The 24,075-nt window shown below is 43.4% G+C and carries 12 protein-coding genes; 11 read left to right on the forward strand and 1 reads right to left on the reverse strand.

Going from position 1 to position 24,075, the window contains the following annotated elements; genetic code table 11:
• Positions 1 to 284 precede the first annotated feature (284 nt).
• The 8 genes from B3H30_RS22500 (at position 285) to B3H30_RS22535 (ending at position 19,737) form a co-directional block, all read left to right on the forward strand.
• Entirely contained in the window at positions 285 to 3,374 is a 3,090-nt protein-coding gene (locus tag B3H30_RS22500; RefSeq protein WP_286710323.1) for a SusC/RagA family TonB-linked outer membrane protein, read from the forward strand.
• A gap of 28 nt (positions 3,375 to 3,402) precedes the next feature.
• Entirely contained in the window at positions 3,403 to 4,971 is a 1,569-nt protein-coding gene (locus B3H30_RS22505) for a RagB/SusD family nutrient uptake outer membrane protein (RefSeq protein WP_070569550.1), read from the forward strand.
• Between the two features lie 24 nt (positions 4,972 to 4,995).
• A complete protein-coding gene (locus B3H30_RS22510) occupies positions 4,996 to 6,441 on the forward strand; it encodes an alpha-L-fucosidase (protein ID WP_070569969.1) in 1,446 nt (481 codons plus the stop codon).
• Between the two features lie 37 nt (positions 6,442 to 6,478).
• Positions 6,479 to 8,950: a glycoside hydrolase family 2 TIM barrel-domain containing protein gene (locus B3H30_RS22515; RefSeq protein WP_070569553.1), complete on the forward strand. Its 2,472-nt coding sequence runs from the start codon at positions 6,479 to 6,481 to the stop codon at positions 8,948 to 8,950.
• A 6-nt stretch (positions 8,951 to 8,956) separates the two neighbouring features.
• On the forward strand, positions 8,957 to 11,527 hold the full coding sequence (locus tag B3H30_RS22520) for a glycoside hydrolase family 95 protein (RefSeq protein ID WP_286710324.1): 2,571 nt from the start codon (positions 8,957 to 8,959) through the stop codon (positions 11,525 to 11,527).
• Between the two features lie 17 nt (positions 11,528 to 11,544).
• Positions 11,545 to 12,732 (forward strand): alginate lyase family protein, encoded by a 1,188-nt coding sequence (locus B3H30_RS22525; RefSeq protein WP_070569556.1) that lies wholly within the window; start codon positions 11,545 to 11,547, stop codon positions 12,730 to 12,732.
• 58 nt (positions 12,733 to 12,790) lie between these two features.
• Positions 12,791 to 15,490: a glycoside hydrolase family 88 protein gene (locus B3H30_RS24805; RefSeq protein ID WP_349682249.1), complete on the forward strand. Its 2,700-nt coding sequence runs from the start codon at positions 12,791 to 12,793 to the stop codon at positions 15,488 to 15,490.
• A gap of 62 nt (positions 15,491 to 15,552) precedes the next feature.
• On the forward strand, positions 15,553 to 19,737 hold the full coding sequence (locus B3H30_RS22535) for a hybrid sensor histidine kinase/response regulator transcription factor (protein WP_083296097.1): 4,185 nt from the start codon (positions 15,553 to 15,555) through the stop codon (positions 19,735 to 19,737).
• A gap of 249 nt (positions 19,738 to 19,986) precedes the next feature.
• Here B3H30_RS22535 and B3H30_RS22540 read toward each other — a convergent pair whose 3' ends face one another.
• Entirely contained in the window at positions 19,987 to 21,180 is a 1,194-nt protein-coding gene (locus tag B3H30_RS22540) for an MFS transporter (RefSeq protein WP_070569565.1), read from the reverse strand.
• Between the two features lie 225 nt (positions 21,181 to 21,405).
• Here B3H30_RS22540 and B3H30_RS22545 point away from each other — a divergent pair, with 225 nt between their 5' ends.
• The 3 genes from B3H30_RS22545 to B3H30_RS22555 are packed head-to-tail and all read left to right on the forward strand — an operon-like array spanning position 21,406 to position 24,059.
• The gene (locus B3H30_RS22545) at positions 21,406 to 21,843 is read left to right on the forward strand and encodes a sodium:solute symporter family transporter (protein ID WP_070569570.1); all 438 of its coding nucleotides are present in this window, start codon (positions 21,406 to 21,408) and stop codon (positions 21,841 to 21,843) included.
• 40 nt (positions 21,844 to 21,883) lie between these two features.
• On the forward strand, positions 21,884 to 23,095 hold the full coding sequence (locus B3H30_RS22550) for a M20 metallopeptidase family protein (RefSeq protein WP_070569572.1): 1,212 nt from the start codon (positions 21,884 to 21,886) through the stop codon (positions 23,093 to 23,095).
• Positions 23,088 to 24,059: a Gfo/Idh/MocA family protein gene (locus B3H30_RS22555; protein ID WP_236560163.1), complete on the forward strand. Its 972-nt coding sequence runs from the start codon at positions 23,088 to 23,090 to the stop codon at positions 24,057 to 24,059. The genes B3H30_RS22550 and B3H30_RS22555 overlap by 8 nt, the downstream gene beginning before the upstream one ends.
• Positions 24,060 to 24,075 lie beyond the last annotated feature (16 nt).

A 24,075-nucleotide genomic window follows, 5' to 3' on the forward strand; every position in this document is an offset into this window, starting at 1 on the left:
TATATCGATTTTATTGCAAAATTGATAATCTCTAGCGTTGTAGGATGCTCTGGCAGATCGCTAGCTTATTTTGAAGATCAACCGATCGATTGTTGGAAGAAAAATTAGCAGCTGCCAAGGGGTTTATTTTTCTTTTTTTTAAAAAACCATTTAATTGTGTTGAAAATCAGGAATGAAGCCATTTATTCCACTAATTTGAACAAAAAATACTCCTTTTGCTGTAAACGATTTTTGATATTTGAGTTCATTTACTTCGTTAAATAACCAAATAAACCAAAACAACTATGATAACACCGATGACCAAAACGGTAGGTAAGGGGTTGCTTTTATTTTCGTTGATGAGCATGTCTGCACCGGCGGTGCTTGCCCAGTCGCAAATAAAGATATCCGGAAAAGTAAGCTCCTCAACAGGCGAGCCTCTTGCGGGGGTTACCGTACAAATAAAGGGGGTGAAAAACGGCACTGTAACCGATGGGGCCGGCAATTATCAGATTCTTGCGCGAGATATTGATGTCCTGATATTTTCGCTGGTAGGCAAAGAGAAAACCGAAGTCCAGGTCGATAAGAAAGATCACATTAATCTTGTACTGCAGGAGTCCAGTAGCCTGATTGACGAAGTGGTTGTAGTAGGCTATGGTACCCAGAAAAAAAGTAATCTAACGGGTGCTGTTGCTGCTGTCGATGGAAAGGTGCTTAACAAACGTATCGCTACAAATCCAACGCAGTTACTGCAAGGTCGCATGCCCGGACTTCGTGTTACCCAAGGATCGGGAGAAGCGGGGAATGAAAATGTGAATCTCCAGGTACGGGGATTGGGTTCCTACGGCGCCTCTTCTGCTCCACTGGTTATCGTAGATGGTATCCCCGGTAGTTTGGAAAATTTGAATCCCCAAGCAATCGAGAATATCACCGTATTGAAAGATGCCGCTTCAGCTGCTATCTATGGGGCAAGAGCAGCAAATGGAGTCATTCTTGTGACGACAAAACAGGGTAAAGCTGGAAAAACACAACTGAGCTACGATTATAATGTCGGAATTACCAAGGCCTCAGCTCTTCCAGACCTCGTATATAATTCCGTTGATTACATGACCTTGTATAATCAGGCAAATAAAAACTCGGGTGTCACAAATCCAAATGCTTCCTTTAGCCAGGAGATGATTGATGCCTACAAAAATGCAACAGATAAAAGATTATATCCCGATTTTAACTGGTTAGATGCTGTCTTTAGAACTGTCCCGGTGCAAACGCACAATTTAAGCTTAAGCGGTGGTGCCGGAGGAACAAATTACAACGTTATATTGGGCTACGTCAATCAGCCTGATATTATGATCGGGACTTCTTTTAAAAAGTATAATCTACAGCTTAACCTAGGCTCTAAAATAAATGATCGGATAAGTTTTGGTTCAAGTATCACCTTGAATTATGGGGATCGGAAATATCCTAGAAACGGTAGTGAAGATCAGTTTTTGTCTACCATTAGTCAATCACCACTTTATGGACCTGTATTACCCGATGGTAGTGGTCGTTATTCGTCTAGGGCATATCCTTTTCAATCCCCAAATAAAAACCCTGTTGCAGTTGCCGAAAATGCATTTACAAGGCTGAACAATTATTTTATGCAAGGCAATATTTTTTTAAATGTGAAAATATTGGATGGACTGGATTGGAAGACGAGCGGCGGGTTGACGTATGGTTTTACAAAAAATTATACCAACAAACCTGTGATTAATCAATACATGTGGTTCGCCAAACCGGATGACCTACCCGCCAGACAACTTGATGTAGGTGGTCAGGGGCTAGAAGTAACAGACGACAACAATGTATATCCAGTAGGGTATACGCAATTGACTTACGATAAGTCTTTTGGAAATCATAACTTGAAAGTACTGGCAGGAACCCAGGCAGAATATAATAAAACACAAAAATTGTTCGGAAGTAGGTTGCAATTTCCCAACAATGACCTGCTTGAGCTCGATGGTGGCGGAGCTGGACAACAATCAAATAATGGTGTCACCAATGAGTGGTCATTGAGGTCTTATTATGGTCGGTTAAACTATGACTATAAAGGCAAGTATCTACTCGAAGGGAATGCACGTTATGACGCCTCTTCACGTTTCCCTGAAAATAGAAAATGGGCGTTTTTCCCTTCATTATCTGGTGGTTGGAAAGTCTCGGATGAGAACTTTTTTGGTCCGAAATTGAAAGAAGTTGTTAATGAACTAAAGTTAAGAGCCTCCATTGGAACATTGGGTAATCAAAATATTGGTAACTACCCATATCAGATTGTTTACAATTCCTCTTTTGCTTATCCTTTTGATGAAACGCTCCAACAGGGAGCTCGTCAGGTAGCCATGGCCAATGACCGGATCAAATGGGAAAGTACCAAAGTCTTGGATTTCGGTGTAGATATCGGTTTATGGAACAACAAATTGACCGCTTCTTTCGATTGGTATAACAAAGTAACATCCGATATTTTATCTGCATCTACAGCTTTCCCTTCTTATATTGGATTGACTGCACCGACCGTAAATTATGGTGAATTGCGTAACAGAGGTATAGAGCTCGGCCTTCAATACCGTGATAAAATTGGAGCGGTATCCTTGACCCTCAATGGAAATATTCAGGCCAATCGCAACAAGGTGATGAAATATGGGGCCGAACGTATCTCGGGCAATACCATTATCCGGGAAGGTTTACCTTATGGTAGTTTTTACCTTTTGGAGAACACGGGCATATTCCGTTCAAAGGAAGAGGTGGCAGCTTCTCCAGTGCAACAGATTCCGGCACAACCGGGCTATCTGAAATTTGCTGACGTTAATGGCGATAAAGTTGTGGACAATAATGATCGAATTGTCGTGCCTGGAGCGTATCCAGATTTCGATTACTCCTTTAATGCGACGGCTGTTTGGAAGAATTTTGATTTTACAGCCTTTTTCTTTGGTTCCCAGGGACAAAAAATATTTGTGAGTGAGTGGGGAATCGTGCCCTTTAGGCAAGGCGGAACGTTCACTCGCGACTGGATGAACGCTTGGACTCCAGAGAATCCGAATGCATCGCTTCCAATAGTGGGTGCTGAAAATACCCCTGCGGCAAATAATGTACGGACTGCATCGACTTTCTTTTTAAAAGATGGATCCTTCTTGCGCCTTAAAAATATTCAGGTAGGCTATGCTATTCCACAGAGCACCTTGTCCAAAGCTGGTATTTCTGGCCTTCGCATTTATTTTGCGGCGGATAACCTGCTCACATTCTCCAAGTTCCCTGGTTTAGATCCCGAACGTGGTGTTTCATCAAGCGGTGGTGCAACATCAGGACGTTATGTGACTCATCCGCAGAATAAAGTATTCGCATTTGGGGCGAGCATCACATTCTAATCGAGTGGTAACTAAAAAAAAATTACAGATGAAAAAGAGCGTAAAAAAAACATATCTATATTTAAGCTTAGCAGCCTTAGCTGCATTGGGTAGCTGTACAAAAGATTTTTTAAATAAAAATCCAACGGATAAAATTTCGGAGTCAACCTTCTGGAAAACGCAGACTGATGCTGATTTGGCACTCTCGGGCTGTTATGAATTTCTTTGCCGAGGATACAATTCGACGTCTTCATCCAATGCACGTGGTGGTTGGGGTGGAGCAAGTATGTTTTGGGATGGGCTTTCAGACGATGCTTTTGTGTCCAGTACCTCCAATAACTTCAATATTATTTCGCGATCCGGAATCACCTCGACAACGGGTGGCATGCAATCTGAGGGCTATGAGATTTCGTATCAGGCCATTGCAGCATGCAATAAATTGATTGCCAATATTGACCGTATTACAAGCATGAGCCAGCAGGACCGTGACCGATATAAAGCAGAGGCTCGTTTTATCCGCGCCCATTACTACTTTTTGTTGACCAATCTGTACGGTGATGTGCCATTGACTTTAGAACCTCTGGGCATGGACGATGCGAGTATTCGGCTCGGTAGAACACCTAAAACCAACATTATCGAAGCGATTTTGGCAGATTTAGATTATGCGAGTGAAAAACTGCCAAATACAGGGTATAAAGGACATGCTGTGCGGGGATCTGCACTGGGGTACAAAACAAAGGTGTTGTTGACGGTGAAAAAATGGGCTGAGGCAGCTGCAACAGCGAAGATTGTTATGGATGAAAACAAGTTTTCGATCTATCAGGGTGGATACCGCGATCTGTTCCGAAAGCCGGGACAAAATAATAATCCCGAAATCATGTTTTCCGCTCGATTTTTACCACCCAATATGTATAGTCCGGCAGATATGATGTATTCTTATCTGAAGACCATACAACCGCTGGGTTATCTGGTTGATTCTTATTATGCCATCGATGGAAAGGATATTAAAGAATCGACAGTTTACGATGCTAAAAATCCTTACGAAAATAGAGATCCACGGTTGAAGTCAACAATTATGTACCGCGGTGTATGGCGCGGAACTACAGCATCTTCCGCTTTTGATCCCGTTGCCGAGGGCGTGTTGGGTGGTTTTTTACCGAGAAAGTATATCAACGAATCGAAATGGCCAACAAGTTACGCGACACAAAGCGATCAGGATTGGGTATTCTTGCGCTATGCCGATATTTTATTGATGTATGCAGAAGCGAAGAATGAAAGTGCAGGGCCTGATCAAACAGCTGTGGATGCATTAAATAAGGTAAGATCTAGGGCTGATGTGAAAATGCCGCTCGTACAGTTTAGTGGTTCCTTGACAAAAAATGAATTCCGCGATATTATCCGTCATGAACGGCGGATTGAACTGGCTTTGGAAGGTCAACGTTATTTTGACTTGAAACGCTGGGGGATAATCAAAGAGGTGATGGATAAAACCAAGGATCCAGATGGCGCTTCACGGTTATTTATGGCAAGAGATACCTTATGGCCAGTCCCTCAATCTGAGGTAGATATGGCCAAAAGTTTAGGTAATGACAATTTTAAACAAACACCAGGTTTCTAAATGAAGAACTGTGAAAATTTAGGTATGAAAGCTATATATAAAATGTTGCTGGCACTTATCCTCATCGTGGGAATGAGCACGGGATTATTGTATGCGCAAGTAAATCGCTTACCAGATAGTGTACGCATGAAATGGTGGGAGGAAGCCCGGTTTGGTATGTTTATCCATTGGGGAGTATATGCACAGTTCGGCGGTGTTTATAAGGGACACGAACAGGCACGTGGTGGAGCAGAATGGATTATGAACCGATCAAAAATTCCAGTTGATGAATATCAGGCCATGGCGAAACAATTTAATCCCATCGCCTATAATCCAGACGAATGGGTACGCATGGCGAAAGATGCGGGCATGAAATATTTGATTATCACTGCCAAACACCACGATGGTTTTGCACTCTTTGAAACAAAAGCGAGTAAGTGGAATATGGTGGACGCTACGCCCTATGGCAAAGACGTCTTGAAACCTTTGGCCGATGCCTGCCGAAAATATGGACTGAAGCTTGGCTTTTATTACTCACAGGCGCAGGATTGGAATAACCCTGGTGGGTCGGCTGCTCGTAAGTTAATGCGAGAAGGCTGGCCTAATCCAGATTCAACCCGTATCGATGACTACACGCTAGCACATCATGGCCATTGGGATCCCAAACAAGAAACAGCGAGTTTTAGTGACTATATTAAAAATGTATCTGTACCTCAGGTCAAAGAATTGTTGAGTAACTATGGCGATATTGCTGTGCTATGGTGGGATACGCCAACCAATATGACCGACGAAGCCGCAAATATGCTTCAGGACCAATTGGCATTACAACCCAATATTATCACGAATGATCGATTGAAACGGCCTAATTTCCCCGGCGATACCAAAACGCCGGAGCAAAAAATTCCAGATTGGAGTGAACTCGAAGGCAAACATTGGGAAACCTGTATGACCATGAACGGTACTTGGGGCTACCGCACATCGGATCATAAATGGAAGTCTGCCGAAACCTTGATCCGCAATCTCGTTGATATTGCTTCCAAAGGTGGAAACTACCTGTTGAACGTTGGTCCAAAACCCGATGGATCCTTTCCACAGGAGAGTATAGAACGTTTGGCTGTAATTGGCAAATGGATGAAAGCCAATAGTGAAGCAGTCTACGCGACCAAGAGTAGTCCTTTACAGCCATTTGAATGGGGGCGGTGTACCCTAAAGGAAGATGGAAAGCGGACTTATTTGTATGTCTCTGTATTTGACTGGCCAAAAAATGGAATAGTTGAACTTCCGATTGAAAATAAAGTTTTAAAAGCTAGTCTTTTAGCCAATAATCAAGTGTTAAAGGTAAAATCGAATGCCAATGGTATTCAGATTGCCGTGCCTGAGCAGGCCATTGATTCTGTTGCTACGGTGATTAAGATCGAAGTGGCTGGCAAATTTAAGCGCGAAAAAGGGCCCGGAGCAAAGAACATGAAAACTGGAGCTTTGGACGAGTAAGGCCGATAAGATGGAAAGCAGATACTAAAATAGCATAATGAAGAAAAGTAGATTGAATAAAATAGTTGCGTTGTTGTTGACTTTTGGAGTTGCTCAGCTCCACGCTCAGGAAGTTAAGCGGATTGATCATGGCTGGGATTTCTTAAAGAGCGATCTGGGTGGAATCTGGGAAGCTGTAAGGCCGGTGGGAGTCGGTAATCCCGAATCTGTTCCATTGTGGCAGCAGGTTGATCTACCGCATTGTTATAATGCGCTGGACGCTGTTGATCCAGCTATCAATTATTATCAGGGACCCAGTTGGTATAGAAAATCGCTGGAGATCGACAACCCCTATTTAAATGGTCACACTCTCCTTCATTTTGAAGGAGCCGGACAAAAGACAGCTGTTTATATCCATACCGTTAAAGTTGGGGAGCACGTTGGTGGATACGACGAATGGACTGTGGACATTACGGATGCGGTTGAAAAGTTTAAAAAAACAGCTGCTTTTAAAAAACAGTTTAAGGGTAAAATACCGCTTTCAATTCGTGTGGATAATTCGCGTGATTTAGAAATGATCCCCTCCAATCTGTCTGATTTTAACGTCTATGGCGGTATTTACAGACATCTAAACCTGAAATATGTTCCGCAGACAGCCTTGGAACGTGTATTTGTTGAGGCGTCAGTAGGGGCTGATGGCAGGCAGGGGGTAGCCAACGTCCGTGGACGACTGATGCCATTTTCGGCTCAGACTAATTTTGAAGTCGAAATGCAGCTCTACGACCCCGCTGGAAAAATCGTGCAAACCCAGCAACCACAGGTTAATAAGGGCGTATTAAATCTTGAATTTGGACAATTCATGGTCAAGAAGCCACAACTTTGGAGCCCTGATCAACCGGCTTTATACCGTTTAGTTACGACAATCAAAAGCAATGGACAAGTATTTAAGGAAGAGAGTGTCTTTGGCTTTAGACATGTAGCGTTTAAAGAAAAAGGTCCTTTTCTGCTGAACGGGAAAAGACTTTTACTTCGCGGTACCCATCGTCATGAAGACCATGCCGGAGTTGCTGCAGCAATGACTGACGATCAGATCTTACAGGAGATGACCCTGATGAAAGAGATGGGTGTAAACTTTATACGCTTGGGACATTATCAGCAGAGTCGTAAAGTGCTTGAGGCCTGCGATAGTCTGGGTATTTTGGTTTGGGAAGAGATTCCATGGTGCAGAGGTGGATTGGGTGGAGAGGTCTATCAGCTTCAGGGAAAACGGATGTTAACCAATATGATTGAACAGCATTATAATCATCCATCGGTCATTATTTGGGGCCTCGGCAACGAAAATGATTGGCCCGGTGATTTTACGGAGTTTGATCAGGCGAAGATAAGAGCTTATATGAGTGAACTCAATGGCTTAGCTCATCAATTGGACCCAAGCCGGAAAACAGCGATACGACGTTGTGATTTCTGTAAAGATATTGTTGATGTTTATTCTCCGTCCATTTGGGCGGGTTGGTATAGAGGCGTTTATACCGACTATAAAGCAGCCTCCGAGGAAGAAATGAAAAAGGTAAAGCATTTCCTTCATGTGGAGTGGGGCGGGGATAGTCATGCAAGACGACATGCAGAGGACCCTGACCGTGCTCTAGCTAAAATCAAAGGTGATGGTACAACAGATGAACGGGCAGGCGATGCGTCGCTCATTGGTGGAGCAGCACGCGTTTCTAAAGATGGCGATTGGAGTGAAAGCTACATCTGTAATCTCATCGATTGGCACTTAAAGGAACAGGAAACCATGCCTTGGCTCACGGGAACAGCCTACTGGCCATTTAAAGATTTTTCAACTCCGGTCCGGCCAGACAATCCTGTGCCTTATGTCAATCAGAAGGGTGTTGTTGAACGGGATTTTACCAAAAAAGAATCGTACTACGTATTCCAGTCGTATTGGACCGAGAAGCCAATGTTGCATATTTATGGCCATAGCTGGCCGGTCCGTTGGGGTGAAAAAGACGAGTCGAAAATGATCAAGGTGTATTCCAATGCCAAGGAGGTTGAGCTTTTTGTCAATGGCAAAAGTCAAGGACTAAAGAAAAGAAATAGCCAAGATTTTCCAGCGGCAGGTTTGCGCTGGATGGTGAAACTGAACGAAGGAAGCAATCAGATTAAAGCTGTCGCGAAAAACGGCCGGGAAATTCTCGTGGATGAAATTGAACAGCAGTATCAGACAAAAAAGTGGGGTAAACCGGCAAAACTTCTTGTGGAAAAAATTGCCACGGAAGGCGATATGATCACTGTGCAAGCTCAAATTGTGGATAATACCAATACCCCCTGTCTCGATGCAAAGGATTGGATCTATTTTGGTTCGACCGGCGATGGTCAGTTGATCGTCGACCAAGGCACTTCTACGGGGTCGAAAAAAGTGCAGGCCTACAATGGTCGTGCATTGATTAAGCTTCGACTGCCTTCGGGAAGCGCTGTGGTATCAGGCCGGATGGAAGGATCAAAAAGTACCTTGTTAACGATAGAAAAATAACACAAGATGTTAAAAGCAACGAATCATTTGAACTTCTTTTTACTGCTCGGCCTTATGGGATCGCTTGCGCCATGCCGTGCACAAGGCAATTCGCCGCAGCTCAAGCTTTGGTATGATCAACCGGCCGCGCTCTGGGAGGAGGCACTACCGCTAGGCAATGGCACTACAGGAGCGATGGTCTTTGGTGGGCTAAGTAAAGATAGGTTTCAAATTAATGATAATACCCTATGGTCGGGTGAACCCGATGTGGGCAATAATGCAAACGGCCCGCAGGTTTTACCCCAGGTGCGCCAAGCCATCTTTGCTGGAAAATATGAAGAGGCAGCAGTTCTTTGGAAGAAAATGCAAGGACCTTATTCTGCCCGGTATTTACCTATGGGCGATTTATGGTTGGATTTTCACCAGGACGAAAAAAAGATAAAAGATTACAAACGGGAGCTGGATCTGGAGCGAGCGATCAATCGGGTCAGCTATTCCTATCAAGGCGTTCAATACCAAAGGGAAAGTTTTATCAGTTTTCCGGATAAAGCATTGGTCGTTCGGTTGAAGGCAAATAAGAAAAAATCAATTACATTCGACCTTTCCTTAACCAGTAAGCTAAAATACAGTGTTTCAGCGCAAGGGAATAATCAGCTGACCTTGCAGGGTAAAGCACCAAGTTTTGTTGCCAATAGGGATTATGAACCCCAACAAGTCGTGTACGACAGTATTGGCGGAAAAGGGATGGCTTTTGCGATGCAGGTAAGCGTAAAGAATATCGGTGGTGTGGTAAAAAAAGAGGGGGATAAGCTTAAGATCATAGGCGCCGATGAGGTGATTTTATTTTTGACGGAAGCGACAAGCTTTAACGGTTTTGATAAGTCGCCGAGTCAGGAAGGTAAAGATGCCACGCTGCTCGCAAAAAACCGCATGCATACTGTCTCCAAAAAGAATTTTCAGACCATACTCTCCGATCATCAAAAAGATTATCAAGCACTATTCAATCGAGTAGCCTTTGAGCTGGCTGGTACCTCTGCGCATGATAAATTGCCTACAGATCAACGTATCATACAGTTTTCCAAAGGACCGGCCGATTTGGGACTGCTGACACTGTATTATCATTTTGGACGGTACTTGTTGATTGCCAGTTCCAGACAAGGAGGGAGACCAGCTAATTTACAGGGGATTTGGAATGATCATGTGCAGCCGCCCTGGGGGAGTAATTATACGACCAATATCAATACTGAAATGAATTATTGGCTCGCGGAAAATACCAATCTTGCAGAATGTCATCAACCCTTGTTTGATTTTATGGATGAGCTGGCTATCAATGGGGCCAAAACAGCATCGATAAATTACAATATCGATAAGGGCTGGGTTGTTCATCATAATTCCGATCTATGGGCCAAAACTTCCCCTCCGGGCGGATACGATTGGGATCCCAAAGGAATGCCGCGCTGGTCGGCATGGCCTATGGCAGGAGCCTGGTTGAGCACACATCTATGGGAACACTACCGTTTTACGGGTGACAAAACGTTCTTGAAGGAGAAGGCCTACCCCTTGATGAAAGGGGCTGCCCAATTTATGTTGCAATGGCTGATTGCGGATCCCGGAAATAAATATCTCGTCACCAATCCGTCCACTTCACCTGAAAATACAATTAAAATAGCAGGTAAGGAATATCAATTGACCATGGCCTCTACCATGGACATGGCGATCATTCGGGAGTTTTTCACAGCTGTTATTCACTCCTGTGCTATACTGAACGTTGATCCTGAATTTAAATCAGCACTAGAACAAGCGAAGGAAAAGCTTTATCCCTATCAGGTGGGGCAATATGGACAATTGCAGGAATGGTTTAAAGATTGGGATGATCCAAAGGACCAGCATCGGCATATTTCCCACCTATTTGGATTATACCCGGGCAATCAGATCAGCATTGCAGAAAACAAGGCTTTGGCTGCGGCCTCCAAGCGTTCATTGCTTTTAAGGGGCGATGTGAGTACGGGCTGGTCGATGGCCTGGAAGACAAATTGGTGGGCGAGGCTTCAGGATGGAAATCATGCCTATAAAATCCTCAAGGATGCCTTAAATTTTATTGATCCCAAATTGGACCGTGCGCAGATGAGCGGTGGCGGAGCCTATCCGAATCTATTTGATGCACATCCACCTTTTCAAATAGATGGGAATTTTGGTGCTACGGCGGGAATGACTGAAATGTTGCTGCAGAGTCATGATGGAGCCGTCCACTTGTTACCGGCCCTACCTGATGAATGGTCTGCTGGGACGATAAAAGGAATTAAGGCCAGAGGAAACTTTACCGTAGATATTGCCTGGAAAAATAACGTATTGACCGAAGCAATGATCGTGTCCAATATTGGTGGTGTTTGTCGTTTGCGTACACCTTTACCCGTTAAAGTTGTCGGTGTCGAATCAAATCAGGCAGCTGTCACAGACAATGCGCTATTATATAAACCGGAACAACTTCCATATACGGTAGCTGATTCTTCCAAATTGCCCCTTTTAGCTGGTCCAAAAACGTTTGAAGTTCAATTTAAGACCATAAAAGGTAAACGGTACCGTATTGTTCCGCTATAAATCAAAATCCAGGAAAAATGAAATTTACATCAATTGTTCGCGTCATGGGCTGTCTCCTTGGGATCGCAATTTTCCCTTTATTCTTGAGGGCAAAAATGAAGGAAGGTGTTTTTGAGCAGGAGATCATCCAGACGCTGCGCCCTGTTATCCTAAAGCAGTCCAAGTGGGCGATGAAGCAGAAGCCAGTGACTGTGACAGCTTATAAGGCAGTTCGGAGTGCCGGGGGTATTCATGATTTTTATTCTGAAGGTGATTATTGGTGGCCCGATCCCAAAGATCCCGCTGCGCCCTATATTCAACGGGATGGGATGACTAATCCAGCCAATTTCGTTGAACATCGTAAAGCGATGATCCGCTTCAGCCGAATCGTGGGGGCACTGGCCTCAGCCTATCGTTTGAATCCGGATAAAAAATACGTACAGCAGGCCCTTCGCCATTTAAAGGCTTGGTTCGTGGATGCAGAGACGATGATGAATCCGAATCTTCTTTATGCTCAGGCTATACAAGGGCGTTTTACAGGGCGAGGAATAGGCATTATTGATACCATTCATCTGATGGAAGTTGCACAGGGCGTAAAGATATTTGAAGACGACCCCAATTTTCCACAGGCTGCTAAGGATGCCATACATCGCTGGTTTGCAACCTATCTACGCTGGCTTACAACGCATCAATATGGAATCGATGAAATGAATGCTGCCAATAACCATGGTACCTGTTGGGTGATGCAGGTCGCTGCATTTTCGAGTTTGGTGCAAGACACGGTATTACTCAACAGATGTGCAGATCGCTATGCGCACGTGTTATTGCCGAATCAAATGGAGTCTAATGGCAGTTTTCCGAGAGAATTGCAGCGGACAAAACCTTATGGATACGCGTTGTTTAATCTGGATGCGATGACCATGATCTGCCAGATTTTGTCCAAGACCAACACCTCCCTTTGGCAGTATACATTGTCAGATGGGCGGACAATAAAAACGGGTGTTGATTTTATGGTCCCTTATATTGCAGATAAAGAAAAATGGCCGTATCCGAAAGATGTCATGTATTGGGATCAGTGGCCAATTGCGCATCCGGCACTCGTATTTTCGGCAGAAGCTTACCAGAATAAAGACTATCTGCAGCTTTGGAAAAAGCTTGATCATGCACCTGAACAAGAAGAGGTTGTTCGAAATTTACCCATTCGCAACCCGATTATATGGCTTTGATTTTCCTGGCTCTTTATAAAATAACTTAACCATTTCACCTTAAAAACCTACAGATAACATGAATGTTAATGCGACGTCTTTGCGAAGATATACCCTCTTTTTGCGCTTTCGAAATTTAAAAAGGCCATCTATTGCCAAAGCACTATTTTTGACGGGAATTCTGTGCGCTTTTCAACACGTTGAGGCACAGAGTACCAGGCAGCTGCAAAAAGCGTGGGGCCTTGCAGATCAACAAGCTCAACTACTTTATAAAGAATTGCAGCTCTTGAAAAAAAGGGATTCATCCTTGGTTTCGCCACGTACGCTTTCCACAGATAACGAACTGGTTGCTGTGAAAAGGGCGGACTGGACCAGTGGTTTTTTTCCTGGCGTCCTATGGTTTCTCTACGAAAAGTCGGGAAAACAACAATGGAAGGATCTCGCTTCGGAAACAACAAGGTCGATCGAGGCGGAGCAATTTAATGGTAAGACCCATGATATGGGCTTTAAGATCTACTGTAGCGTTGGAAATGGTTATCGCTTAACTGCAGATCCACAGTACCGGGAGGTGCTTGTACAGGCAGCCAAAACGCTGGCAACCCGCTTCAATCCAACAGTCGGTTGTATACGTTCGTGGGACCACAATAGCCACCGCTGGGACTTTCCGGTTATCATTGATAACATGCTCAATCTAGAATTGCTGTTTGAAGCAACCAAACTCACTGGAGACTCTACTTATTATCAGATCGCGGTGAGCCACGCCAACACAACGCTAAAAAATCATTTTAGACCGGATTACAGCACTTATCATGTGATAGACTACAACCCGAAAACAGGAGCTGTGCAGCATAAAAACACCCATCAGGGCTTAAGTGACGAATCGACCTGGTCGCGGGGTGAGGCCTGGGCACTCTATGGCTATACGATGTGTTACAGAGAAACCGGCGATCCGAAATATCTGCAGCAAGCCGAAAAAGTTGCGCATTGGCTGTTTACACATCCTAATATGCCGAAAGACTTGATCCCTTATTGGGATTTCGATGCACCTCATATACCAAATGAACCACGGGACGTGTCGGCAGCGACAGTCATTGCATCGGGGCTGTTGGAATTAAGCACGTATAGCAACCAAGGGAAAGATTATCGTGCAAAAGCACAGACCATATTGGCTAACTTGATAGACCATTACATGTCGCCACCAAATAAAAATCGCGGTTTTATATTATTACACAGTACGGGATCGAAACCTTCCAATACCGAAGTGGATAAACCTTTGAGTTACGCCGATTATTATTTCTTGGAAGCACTGCATCGACAAGAAGAGCTGCAGTCCGGAAAAGTGCAATCGGATCTGGTCCGGAAAAATCCTACGGGACAATTGATCTATTTTCCGGATGCACAAGGAAACGTCATCCCCGACTTTAGCCATGTGGGCTATCATCAAGGTGATCAAAAGCTGCCCAATGTTCCTGTCGTGGTTACGGTAAAACCCAGCGTAAATGGCGATGATCAGCAAATTATACAGCAGGCTATCGATGCCGTAGCAGCAAAACCACCTGATAAAAACGGTTATAGAGGTGCTGTTTTGTTAAAAAAAGGCCTATACACTATACCTGGGAGTTTGGAAATTCATGCCAGCGGTGTGGTGTTGAGAGGTGAGGGGGATGCCGAAGGACAAACCCTGCTTAAAGCAGCAGGCCAGCACCAACGGAGCTTATTGAAAGTTTCCGGTACGGGTAATTATACAGTGGATCAGGCTAGACAACAGTTTGTTAAGCCTGGCTATGGACCTGTAGGGGCTAACTATGTTCTGGTCGATCGTCCGAAGGAATGGAGAGTGGGCGAGCAGGTCCTCCTCTCGTATGAAATGAACGATGCCTGGATTGAAGCGCTTCGAATGAACCAGATTGAAAAAAGAGAAGGGACGAAACAGTGGACAGCGCGGGAATACAAGCTAAATTTTGAACGTACTATTTTAGCCATTCGAGGTGACTCTGTATTTTTTGATAATCCCCTGGTGATGGCGATTGATCCGAGGTACGCAAAAGTGGCCGTCATTCCCTACACCTTCGACGGGCGTATAAGTGAAGTTGGGATCGAAAATATACGGTTCGAGTCTGATTTTGTAAGTGATACGGACGAAAATCACGGCTGGATTGCAATTGATATGGATAAAATAACGAATGGTTGGGTGCGCAATATCACCGCGCGTTATTTTGGCTATGCGGCGGTGAGTCTTGGTGCTTTTGCCAAACAGATTACAGTAATGAAGTCGCGGTGTCTGGATGGAAAATCTCAAATTACAGGCGGGCGGAGGTATTCGTTCAATAATGACGGTCAGCTTAATTTATTTAAAGAACTTTATACGACGCAAGGTCGTCATGATTACGTAACAGGGGCCAGGACCCTCGGTCCGAACGTTTTTAGCCTTTCTAGCGCGGAACGAACACATGCGGATATTGGTCCACATCATCGATGGGCTGTTGGAACCTTATACGATCAAATCGTAACGGATGGTGAAATTAATGTGCAGGATCGGGGTAATTGGGGGAGTGGACACGGTTGGGCTGGGGTGACACAAGTCTTATGGAATTGTACGGTCAAAAGTGCTGCAGTACAACAGCCCTGGACTTCTGGGCAAAATTTTGCCATAGGCGTAAAGGGAGAGAAAGTAGCTGGAAGATTGAAAAATAGAAACGCTGGTTATTGGGAAAATCAAAACCGGATAATGTCGATCGGCTCGCTTTATGAGCAACAATTAAAAGATCGATTAAAGTGATTCTTGTTCGTGTTTATTCAATGGAATGATTATTTTTATCATCCATTTCAATTATATACCTTATGATGCCACTACGTGTTTTTGTGCGCTGTTTTTGCTGTGCTTTAGCGTTAATTTCTGTTTTGCATGCGCAGGAAAAAAACTATCGTTTTTTACACTTGGATGTCAATGAAGGTTTGTCTCAGGGCAGCGTTTTCGCTATTGCTCAAGATTATTTGGGTTTTATGTGGATCGGTACCCGTGATGGCTTAAATAAGTACGACGCCAGAAAGTTTACGATTTACCGCAGCAATCCACAAGATAGCCTTTCCTTAGAGCACAACTTTATTCAAACGATTACGGAAGATAACAAAAGGCGGCTTTGGATAGGGACAATGACAGGACTGAATTTATACAATCGTGCGTCAGACAATTTCATCCGTATACCCTTACCTACTGTGGAGAGTAGCAGTGGAAAAATGGATGTCAACGTTCATCAGATTTTTCAGGATTCCAAGGGCAAGATTTGGATTGCGACAAATATAGGCTTGTATAAGATTAAAGAGGGCCGGCATCTCGAAGCGGAATTGGTCTTCAATGAGATTACCGTTGAAAGAAGCCAGGGAAAAGAATACTATCGTAATTTTCGAACCGTGTATGAGGATCGCAGAAAGCGATTGTGGTTTTGTACTGATGATGCCATTGTACTCATGCAGGCCGCATCGAAAGATGGAAATAGTTTAAAGGTTCTACGGACTTACTTCAAAGAGAAATCAGTAGATAATAAAGTTAATCAACGGTTTCAGGCCGTATTGGAGGTTAGTCCAGGTATATTCTGGGTAGGCACGAAATATAATGGGATTCGGATTATCAATGAGCATACAGGCGAAATATCCTCGTTAACTGAAGCGGGCAATCATACAGGTTTGGCCAGTCAAGATGTACGGTCCTTAAAAAAAACAGTTGATGGAAAGATTTGGATCGGAACATTCAATGGCCTATATGTTTATCAAAATGGAAAACTGCTTTTTATTCAGGCAGACGATGGAAATCCCAATAGCTTAAGCAATAATTCCATTCGTCCTATATTTCAAGATAAGAGGGGATCTATTTGGATCGGAACCTATTTTGGAGGGGTCAATATCTATGACAAGGATATTCCCAATTTTCAGAATTTTACCCATCAAGCTAAACGCAATAGCTTAAGTTACAATGTGGTGAGCGCTTTTGTTGAAAATGGAATGGGAGAACTTGTAATCGGAACTGAGGGTGGAGGATTGAATTATTTTAATCGGCGTACGAATTCGTTTTTTAGTGAACGTCACGATAAAAATAACCTGAATGGCCTAAGTCATAACAATGTGAAGTCCATCTGTCTAGATAAGGGAGGGAACTTATGGGTAGGTACCTATGACGGTGGATTGAATTTAAGACGAAAGGGGCAACAAGGCTATGAACATTTTCGTTTCGATCCCAATGTAAGTAATGGCCTGGCAAACAATAATGTCTATGCAATCTTAGAGGATCGCAATGGCGATATTTGGATTGGCACGTTCGGTGGCGGACTACAGGTGCTTCGTAAAAACCAGAAAGTGGGATCTTTCCAGACATTTGATGTTGCAGGAAAGCAATTGAGCTCCAATATGGTGCGCGCTTTGCTAGAGGATTCAAAAGGTAATCTATGGATCGGTACTTCCAATGGGTTAAATCTAAAACTAGCCGGTACCGATAAATTTGTTTCCTTTCTAAATGACAAGAAAGATTCTCTTTCAATTAGCGGAAATGATATTGTGAGTATCCATGAAGATCGAAAAGGACAGATTTGGATCGGTACCTATATGGGCGGGCTCAATCGCTATCTTCCGGAGAAGAAAGCGTTCAAAAGGTTCAATGAACGAAATGGATTGCCGATCAACAATGTTTTTGCGATGTTGAGCGATCTGAAAAACAAATTGTGGTTGAGTACAAATACAGGGATTTCTTGTTTCGACCCCCTATCGGGTCATGTACGCACCTATACGAAGACCGATGGTCTTCCTGGCAACGAATATATTCAAAATGCAGCAGCAATGTTGCGGGACGGAAAACTTGCCTTTGGAAGTTTCTCCGGCTTCACCCTATTTAATCCGGATAGTTTAAGTGTCAATAATTATATTCCCCCCATTCAGTTTACAGAGCTGAAATTATTCAATAAAACAGTTCTCCCAGGTATTGATGCTGTTATTCCCAAAGATATATCCATGATGGATGAATTGATACTTGATCATAATCAAAATGTTTTTAGTCTCGAATTCAGTGTGTTTAATTATGTCCATCCGGAGAAAAATCAATACGCGTATTATCTGAAAGGTTTTGATCAAGACTGGAATTATGTGAGCAATCCCGTGGCTACGTATACCAATTTAGACCCTGGTACCTACGAGCTTTGGGTAAAGGGGGCTAACAACGATGGGGTATGGAACGAAAAGGCAACGGTTTTGAAGATTAAAGTGCTGCCAGCACCCTGGAAGACATGGTGGGCCTATAGCGGCTATTTTCTTCTTTTTGCTGCGGCCGGTTTTTTGGTTATCCGATTTTTCCACGGCCGGAATAAATTGAAACAGGACCTTTTGATTCGGCAAATAGATTCGGAAAAACAGGAGGAGCTCCATGAAGCAAAACTGAATTTCTTTACCAATATCTCCCATGAATTCCGTACGCCATTGTCATTAATTATCGGGCCGTTAAATCAATTAAAAGGCGACCGATCGCTTTCAGCGTATGCACAGGAGCACCTTGGTTATGCGACGAGAAATGCCGATCGGTTGATGAATCTGGTCAATCAGCTGCTTGATTTCAGAAAACATGAAGGCGGAAAGATGAAATTGTTTTGCCAAAAGGTTCATCTTGCTACGTATTTGGAAAACATTCGCCAGAATTTTCACTTTATTGCCGAAAAAAATAATATTCAGTTTTTTCTGGATAATAAGGTAAGTCCTAATTACGTTGCAGGTTTCGATCCGGAACAATTTGAAAAAGTCCTTGTCAATTTGATTTATAATGCGTTTAAATTTACGGATAAGGGAGGTAAAATAAAGATACAGGTTGAGCTAGAAGTGGAAGGTGAGTTGGAGAAATTGCTTGTTTCCGTTTGGGATTCCGGGCGTGGAATCCCACCCAAAGATATTCCTTTTGTATTTGAACAATTTTATCAGGCCAATACAAAAGGCTTGTCGGCTACCAACGGTGGAATAGGTTTGGCACTTTGCCGTTCCATTGTCCAGTTGCACGGCGGGAAACTCACTGTTGAAAGCAATATGGCACAGGAAACGACAGACTACAATACGGTATTTCGGATCAGCCTGCCCCAGAGCGCTGTCGTCATCGAAGAGCTACCGGTCTTAACGGATACTCCAGGGATGATATGCGCTGACCCAGCAGATGCCGGTATGCCCTATGTGGATACTACAAAAACAGCAATTGAGCGTCCTGCGGCGGAGGAAGATAAACCCATCATACTTGTTGCCGAGGACAATGTGGAGCTACGTTGTTTTATATGTGAAAATTTACGAAAAAAATATATTGTTTTGGAAGCCAACGATGGTATTGAGGCCCTGGAATTGGTGCAAACAAAACAGCCCGATATTATCATTTCGGATGTAACGATGCCCAACTGTGACGGAATCACACTTTTGCAGCAGATTAAAAATGATAGCAGTTCAAATCATATTCCGGTGATTCTTTTGACAGCCCGCACAGCTGATCCTTATATCACAGAGGCATTTGAAATCGGTACAGATGATTACATTACCAAGCCCTTCAGTATGCCGCACCTCATTCAGAAAATTTCTAACATCTTACAGACGCGGAAAAGGTTGGAGGAAAAATTTGTACAGCATTATCTTCTTGGAGCGCAGGGAACAGATCTGCCCGAAAGAACTCGTTTCTTGGATCAGGTGTTGAAGATTGTTGAAGAAAATCTGGGCTGCGAAGATTTTGGCGTGCTTGATCTTACAAAAGCCATCGGTGTGAGCCGCTCTGTTTTGTACCGCAAGATTAAGCAGCAAACGGGACTGAATCTGGTTGAATTTATTAATATGGTCCGTCTCAAGAAAGCAGCCTATATTTTGGTGAACGATACAGGTTTGAGTATCAGCGAGGTGGCTTATCAGGTCGGGTTCAATGATCCAAAGTATTTTAGCAAATCATTTAAGAAATTCTATAAGGAGAGTCCACGTACCTATGTTGAAAAATTCGGTGTAAAGGAAAGTAGCAATTTAGAAAAATAAGCAAGGGTTTTCGTGATTTGGTCAGCAGCAGCGAGGACAGCAGACTGAATTTTTTTTCGGTCAAAAAAAAAGGTTTTCAAACGGGGAGAATGAAAACCTTAAATAACCAATTATAAACCTAAATTATGATGCAACAAATATAGTTGTTTTTAATACTATTTTAAAAATAATTCAACTTTTAAGTATAGTTTTGTAGCTGTCCAGCTACAGGTTAATATTGCCCTGTCGCTGAAAGAACCTGCCCATAGCTTATACGCTTTTGACCAACTTATGAATAACGTATAAAGTGGTCAATCCCAACAGCGCAAATATGCCATAACCTAATCCAATCTGAAACTGCGAAGAAGGGTTTACCAAGCTTACCGTGATGTAACTGAGTGAAGAGGTCAGCAGGTAGGTAATTCCGCCAACCAATCCGCCGGCGATACCTGCCGACAATGGAAACCTCCCTAAACAGTAGCTGAAATAATTGTTAAAAATAAATCCTGCTGTACAATGTACAGCAAATGCGAAAAATGTCAATGTATAGAGATTTGACAGGTAAGGTGAAACCAAGAGCATACATACAATCAGGCTGATCTGAATGAAGTTGGCGATTCTCAACTTCGGAACCAAGGCTCTTTTAATAAGGGCTTTACCAATAAAACCACCACACATCCAAGCTAAGCCCATAATTAGCGAGGTATAACCGGTTGTGATTGCGCCATAGCCCAGCTGGTGTTCAATAAAAAAGGGACCGCTGAGGTTGTAGAACATGACAAGACCGTAGGATATACCGCACATGACTATACCGAAGGTAAAATCATTGCTTTTAAGCATCATTTTAAATTCGCCAATCAGGTAGTTGATATGGAGAGGTTTCTTCTGTTTGATTGTTTCGCCAGAAAAGATCAGTTCAAGGATGAAAAGTACAGCACTGTAAACGGCCAGAACCATAAAGTTAGAACGCCAACCAAATTGTGTCTGAAGGTAGCCGCCAATAAAAGGAGCGACAATCGGACCGATCGACCAGACGATGGTCATAATGCTGAGGTAGTGCTTGCGCTGTTCACCTTCGTAGACATCCACAAAATAGGCTCTTTTTGAGATGACCACAAATGCCGATAAGATGCCCTGTAGAATACGCATCAGGTAAATAACCCAAATATCTTGCGTGCTTGCTGTAATCCAGAAACTGACAATGAAAAGGAAAAGTGATATCAGGTTGATGCGATATCTTCCCCAAGCGTCAACCAACGCTCCTGTAAAGAACTGAGCAACACCATAGCTGATTAGAAAAAGCGAAAGGGTTAGCTGGATTTTGCTTTCATTCAAGCCAAGCTCCTGAGCCATTTGTGGCATCGACGGAAGATAAATATCGGTCGCAAGTCCCGTAATTGGAACAAGTGCAAATGCTAGTATCGTCGGGATAAAAGATTGCTGTGGTTTAGTGTTTTTTTCCATCCTTTAATTTTTTAAATTTCGCGTCTCTATGGACGTTCATGCAGCCAGCCACTTTTTTCTCTTTGACCTGCTAAATATGATGTGGACAAAAGTAGCTTCATTGCCTGTTTCGAAAGATATAGAATTCAAACAAATTATTGTGAAAATCAAACAGGCTTATTGCGGTAGGCTAAAGGTGGTATACCCGCATGTTTTTTGAAATAATTACTGAAGTTTGCGGGTTCCATGAGTGCGGTTGTACTGATCAGTTATTCGGATAAGCCGGTTTTCCTTTATTTGATGAATCTGTATGGTCTTTTCACGCCAGGCATCGCAACAATGTTTTTAATGGGGGTATTTTGGAAAAGAACCACATCTCAGGGTGCTTTAACAGCAGGTTTACTGACAATTCCCCTTTCTTTACTTTTGGAATACACCTTACCTGAAATGCCGTTTTTTAATAGAACAGGCATTGTATTCTGGACTTGTATGCTTGCTTGTGCTGTGGTCAGTTTGTTGACACCAGCGGTCGCCGAAGCAAGATTAAAAAATCTGGTGTTGACGGGCGATTCTTTTCAGGTACCGGATCAGGATAAAGCCGCTTACCGTGGTTTTCGAAATCCGACCTTATGGTGGATTATTATAACGGTGTTGGTGCTTTATTTTTATGTACGTTATTTTTAGCTTAACTTGTTGACCTGTTATACTCTTAAAACTTATCCAGATGATCGACCCAATATTGAAAGAATTAAATGCCAAGATAGCGACTGTTTTTCCAAAAATCGTTGCAATGCGCCGACATATCCATCAGCATCCTGAATTGTCTTTTCAAGAATACGAGACAAGTGCCTATATTCAGCAACAACTTCGCGAACTGGGTATACCATTCGAGCTTGTCGCTCAGACAGGTGTTGTGGCTGTACTGACCGGACAAAAATCGGCGAGCGATGATATTGTGGTATTACGGGCTGATATTGATGCTTTGCCGATACATGAGCAAAATGATGTGGACTATAAATCGAGGAATAGCGGTGTCATGCATGCTTGTGGCCATGATTTTCATACGGCTAATCTCTTGGGGGCGGCGTCCATATTAAATGATTATAAAACGGAGTTTTCTGGTAAAATTATACTACTATTTCAGCCTGCTGAGGAAAAGATTCCGGGCGGAGCGATTCAGGTTTTGGAATCCGGGATTCTGGAATCTTTTGGTGGAACGATTAAAGCTGTGCTGGGGTTACATGTAAGTCCCCGTGTTTCTGTAGGAAAAGTCGGTTTACGTTCGGGACGATTTATGGCCTCGAGCGACGAGTTCTATTTCACCATTAAGGGACGTGGTGGCCACGCTGCGGAGCCACATCGGGCTGTTGATCCCATTATGATCGGCGCGCAGTTACTCACCACCTTACAGCAAGTTGTCAGCCGGAAAGCCAACCCCGATGTGCCGTCTGTATTGACCTTTGGTCGTTTCATTGGGGATGGTGCTGCCAATGTTATTCCCGAGGAAGTCAAATTAGCCGGAACATTTCGTACCATGGATGAGGTATGGCGCAAGGAGGCGCTGGAAATGGTTGCTGAAATAGCGGCAACGCTTCCCGTATCGCTGGGTGCAAAGGTGGAAGTTGAAGTACGGCATGGTTACCCCGCACTTTATAACGATCCCGCATTAACGCAAAAAGTCAAAACAATTATTGCGGAAACGATGGGGAATAGTGTGCCACAAGATCTCGAAATCTGGATGGCGGCCGAGGATTTTGCTTATTATTCTTATCGTTATCCGGCGTTGTTCATGTTGATTGGGACAAATAACGACGATTCCACCACGCAATATGGTCTTCACAATCCACAGTTCAATCTGGATGAAAAGGCTTTCGAAACATCCATGGCTGTTTTGGTCAATGCAGCTATTTCTCTTTTGAATGAATCAAATGAATAGAAAGAAATTCTTGATGTCCTCTTTTGCATTTGGACTATCCTATGCCGTTAATGCGAATAACAAGCTGTCCTCGAGGCAAGAGAAGGTAAAAAAAATAGGGATCATTGGACTGGATATTACGCACGCTGTTGCTTTTACAAGAGCGATTAATACGGCTGCCAGCAATCATCCCTATGGAAAATTCAGGGTTACTGCGGCTTACCCCTATGGAAGCAAAACGATCCCTTTAAGTATCGAGCGTATTCCGAAAATTACAGCGGAAGTGCAACAGCTCGGGGTTTCGATCGTATCAAGTATTGCCGAACTATTGAAGAAAGTAGATTATGTACTTTTGGAGACAAATGATGGAAATCTCCATTTGGAACAGGCACTTCAAGTGATTAAAGCAAAGAAACCTTTATTTATTGACAAACCAATAGCGAATTCCTATGCGGACGCTTTCAAAATTTTTGAAGCTGCAAGAAAGTATGGTTGCCCTATTTTTTCGTCAAGCTCCTTGCGTTATATTACCGGTCTTCAGGAAGTGGATAGGACTAAGGTTATCGGAGCAGATGTCTATTGTCCGGCAGTAACGGAACCTTCACATAAGGATTTATATTGGTACGGCATTCATGGCGTTGAAATGTTATTTGCGTTGATGGGATCGGGGTGTCTTTCGGTAAAGACTGTTCAGGAACAGGGTACCTCGTTTTATGTTGGGAACTGGGCGGATGGAAGAATTGCCTCACTTCGGGGCATTCGTGAGGGGAAGGATGATTTTGGTGGAACGGTTTTTTTGAAAGATCAGATTGTCCATTTGGGGCAATTTATGGGATACGGTCCCTTGTTGGATAAGATCCTTCCATTTTTCGAAACGGGTGTAAGTCCGGTTGACGAAAAGGAAACCCTGGCAATATGCGCATTTATAGACGCCGCCGAAGAAAGTAAATTAAACGGCGGCAAGACGGTTCTGCTTCAAAAATAAAAAACTATGTAGGTAT

This window comes from Sphingobacterium sp. UBA7038, from assembly GCF_002494055.1.
Lineage (GTDB): Bacteria > Bacteroidota > Bacteroidia > Sphingobacteriales > Sphingobacteriaceae > Sphingobacterium > Sphingobacterium multivorum.

Excerpts from the sequence above, each read along its gene's own strand:
- B3H30_RS22500 (WP_286710323.1), top strand. The coding sequence starts at position 285 with ATGATAACACCGATGACCAAAACGGTAGGTAAGGGGTTGCTTTTATTT.
- B3H30_RS22550 (WP_070569572.1), top strand. The coding sequence starts at position 21,884 with ATGATCGACCCAATATTGAAAGAATTAAATGCCAAGATAGCGACTGTT.
- B3H30_RS24805 (WP_349682249.1), top strand. The coding sequence starts at position 12,791 with ATGAATGTTAATGCGACGTCTTTGCGAAGATATACCCTCTTTTTGCGC.
- B3H30_RS22555 (WP_236560163.1), top strand. The coding sequence starts at position 23,088 with ATGAATAGAAAGAAATTCTTGATGTCCTCTTTTGCATTTGGACTATCC.
- B3H30_RS22545 (WP_070569570.1), top strand. The coding sequence starts at position 21,406 with ATGAGTGCGGTTGTACTGATCAGTTATTCGGATAAGCCGGTTTTCCTT.
- B3H30_RS22510 (WP_070569969.1), top strand. The coding sequence starts at position 4,996 with ATGAAAGCTATATATAAAATGTTGCTGGCACTTATCCTCATCGTGGGA.
- B3H30_RS22515 (WP_070569553.1), top strand. The coding sequence starts at position 6,479 with ATGAAGAAAAGTAGATTGAATAAAATAGTTGCGTTGTTGTTGACTTTT.
- B3H30_RS22540 (WP_070569565.1), bottom strand. The coding sequence starts at position 21,180 with ATGGAAAAAAACACTAAACCACAGCAATCTTTTATCCCGACGATACTA.
- B3H30_RS22525 (WP_070569556.1), top strand. The coding sequence starts at position 11,545 with ATGAAATTTACATCAATTGTTCGCGTCATGGGCTGTCTCCTTGGGATC.
- B3H30_RS22535 (WP_083296097.1), top strand. The coding sequence starts at position 15,553 with ATGATGCCACTACGTGTTTTTGTGCGCTGTTTTTGCTGTGCTTTAGCG.
- B3H30_RS22505 (WP_070569550.1), top strand. The coding sequence starts at position 3,403 with ATGAAAAAGAGCGTAAAAAAAACATATCTATATTTAAGCTTAGCAGCC.
- B3H30_RS22520 (WP_286710324.1), top strand. The coding sequence starts at position 8,957 with ATGTTAAAAGCAACGAATCATTTGAACTTCTTTTTACTGCTCGGCCTT.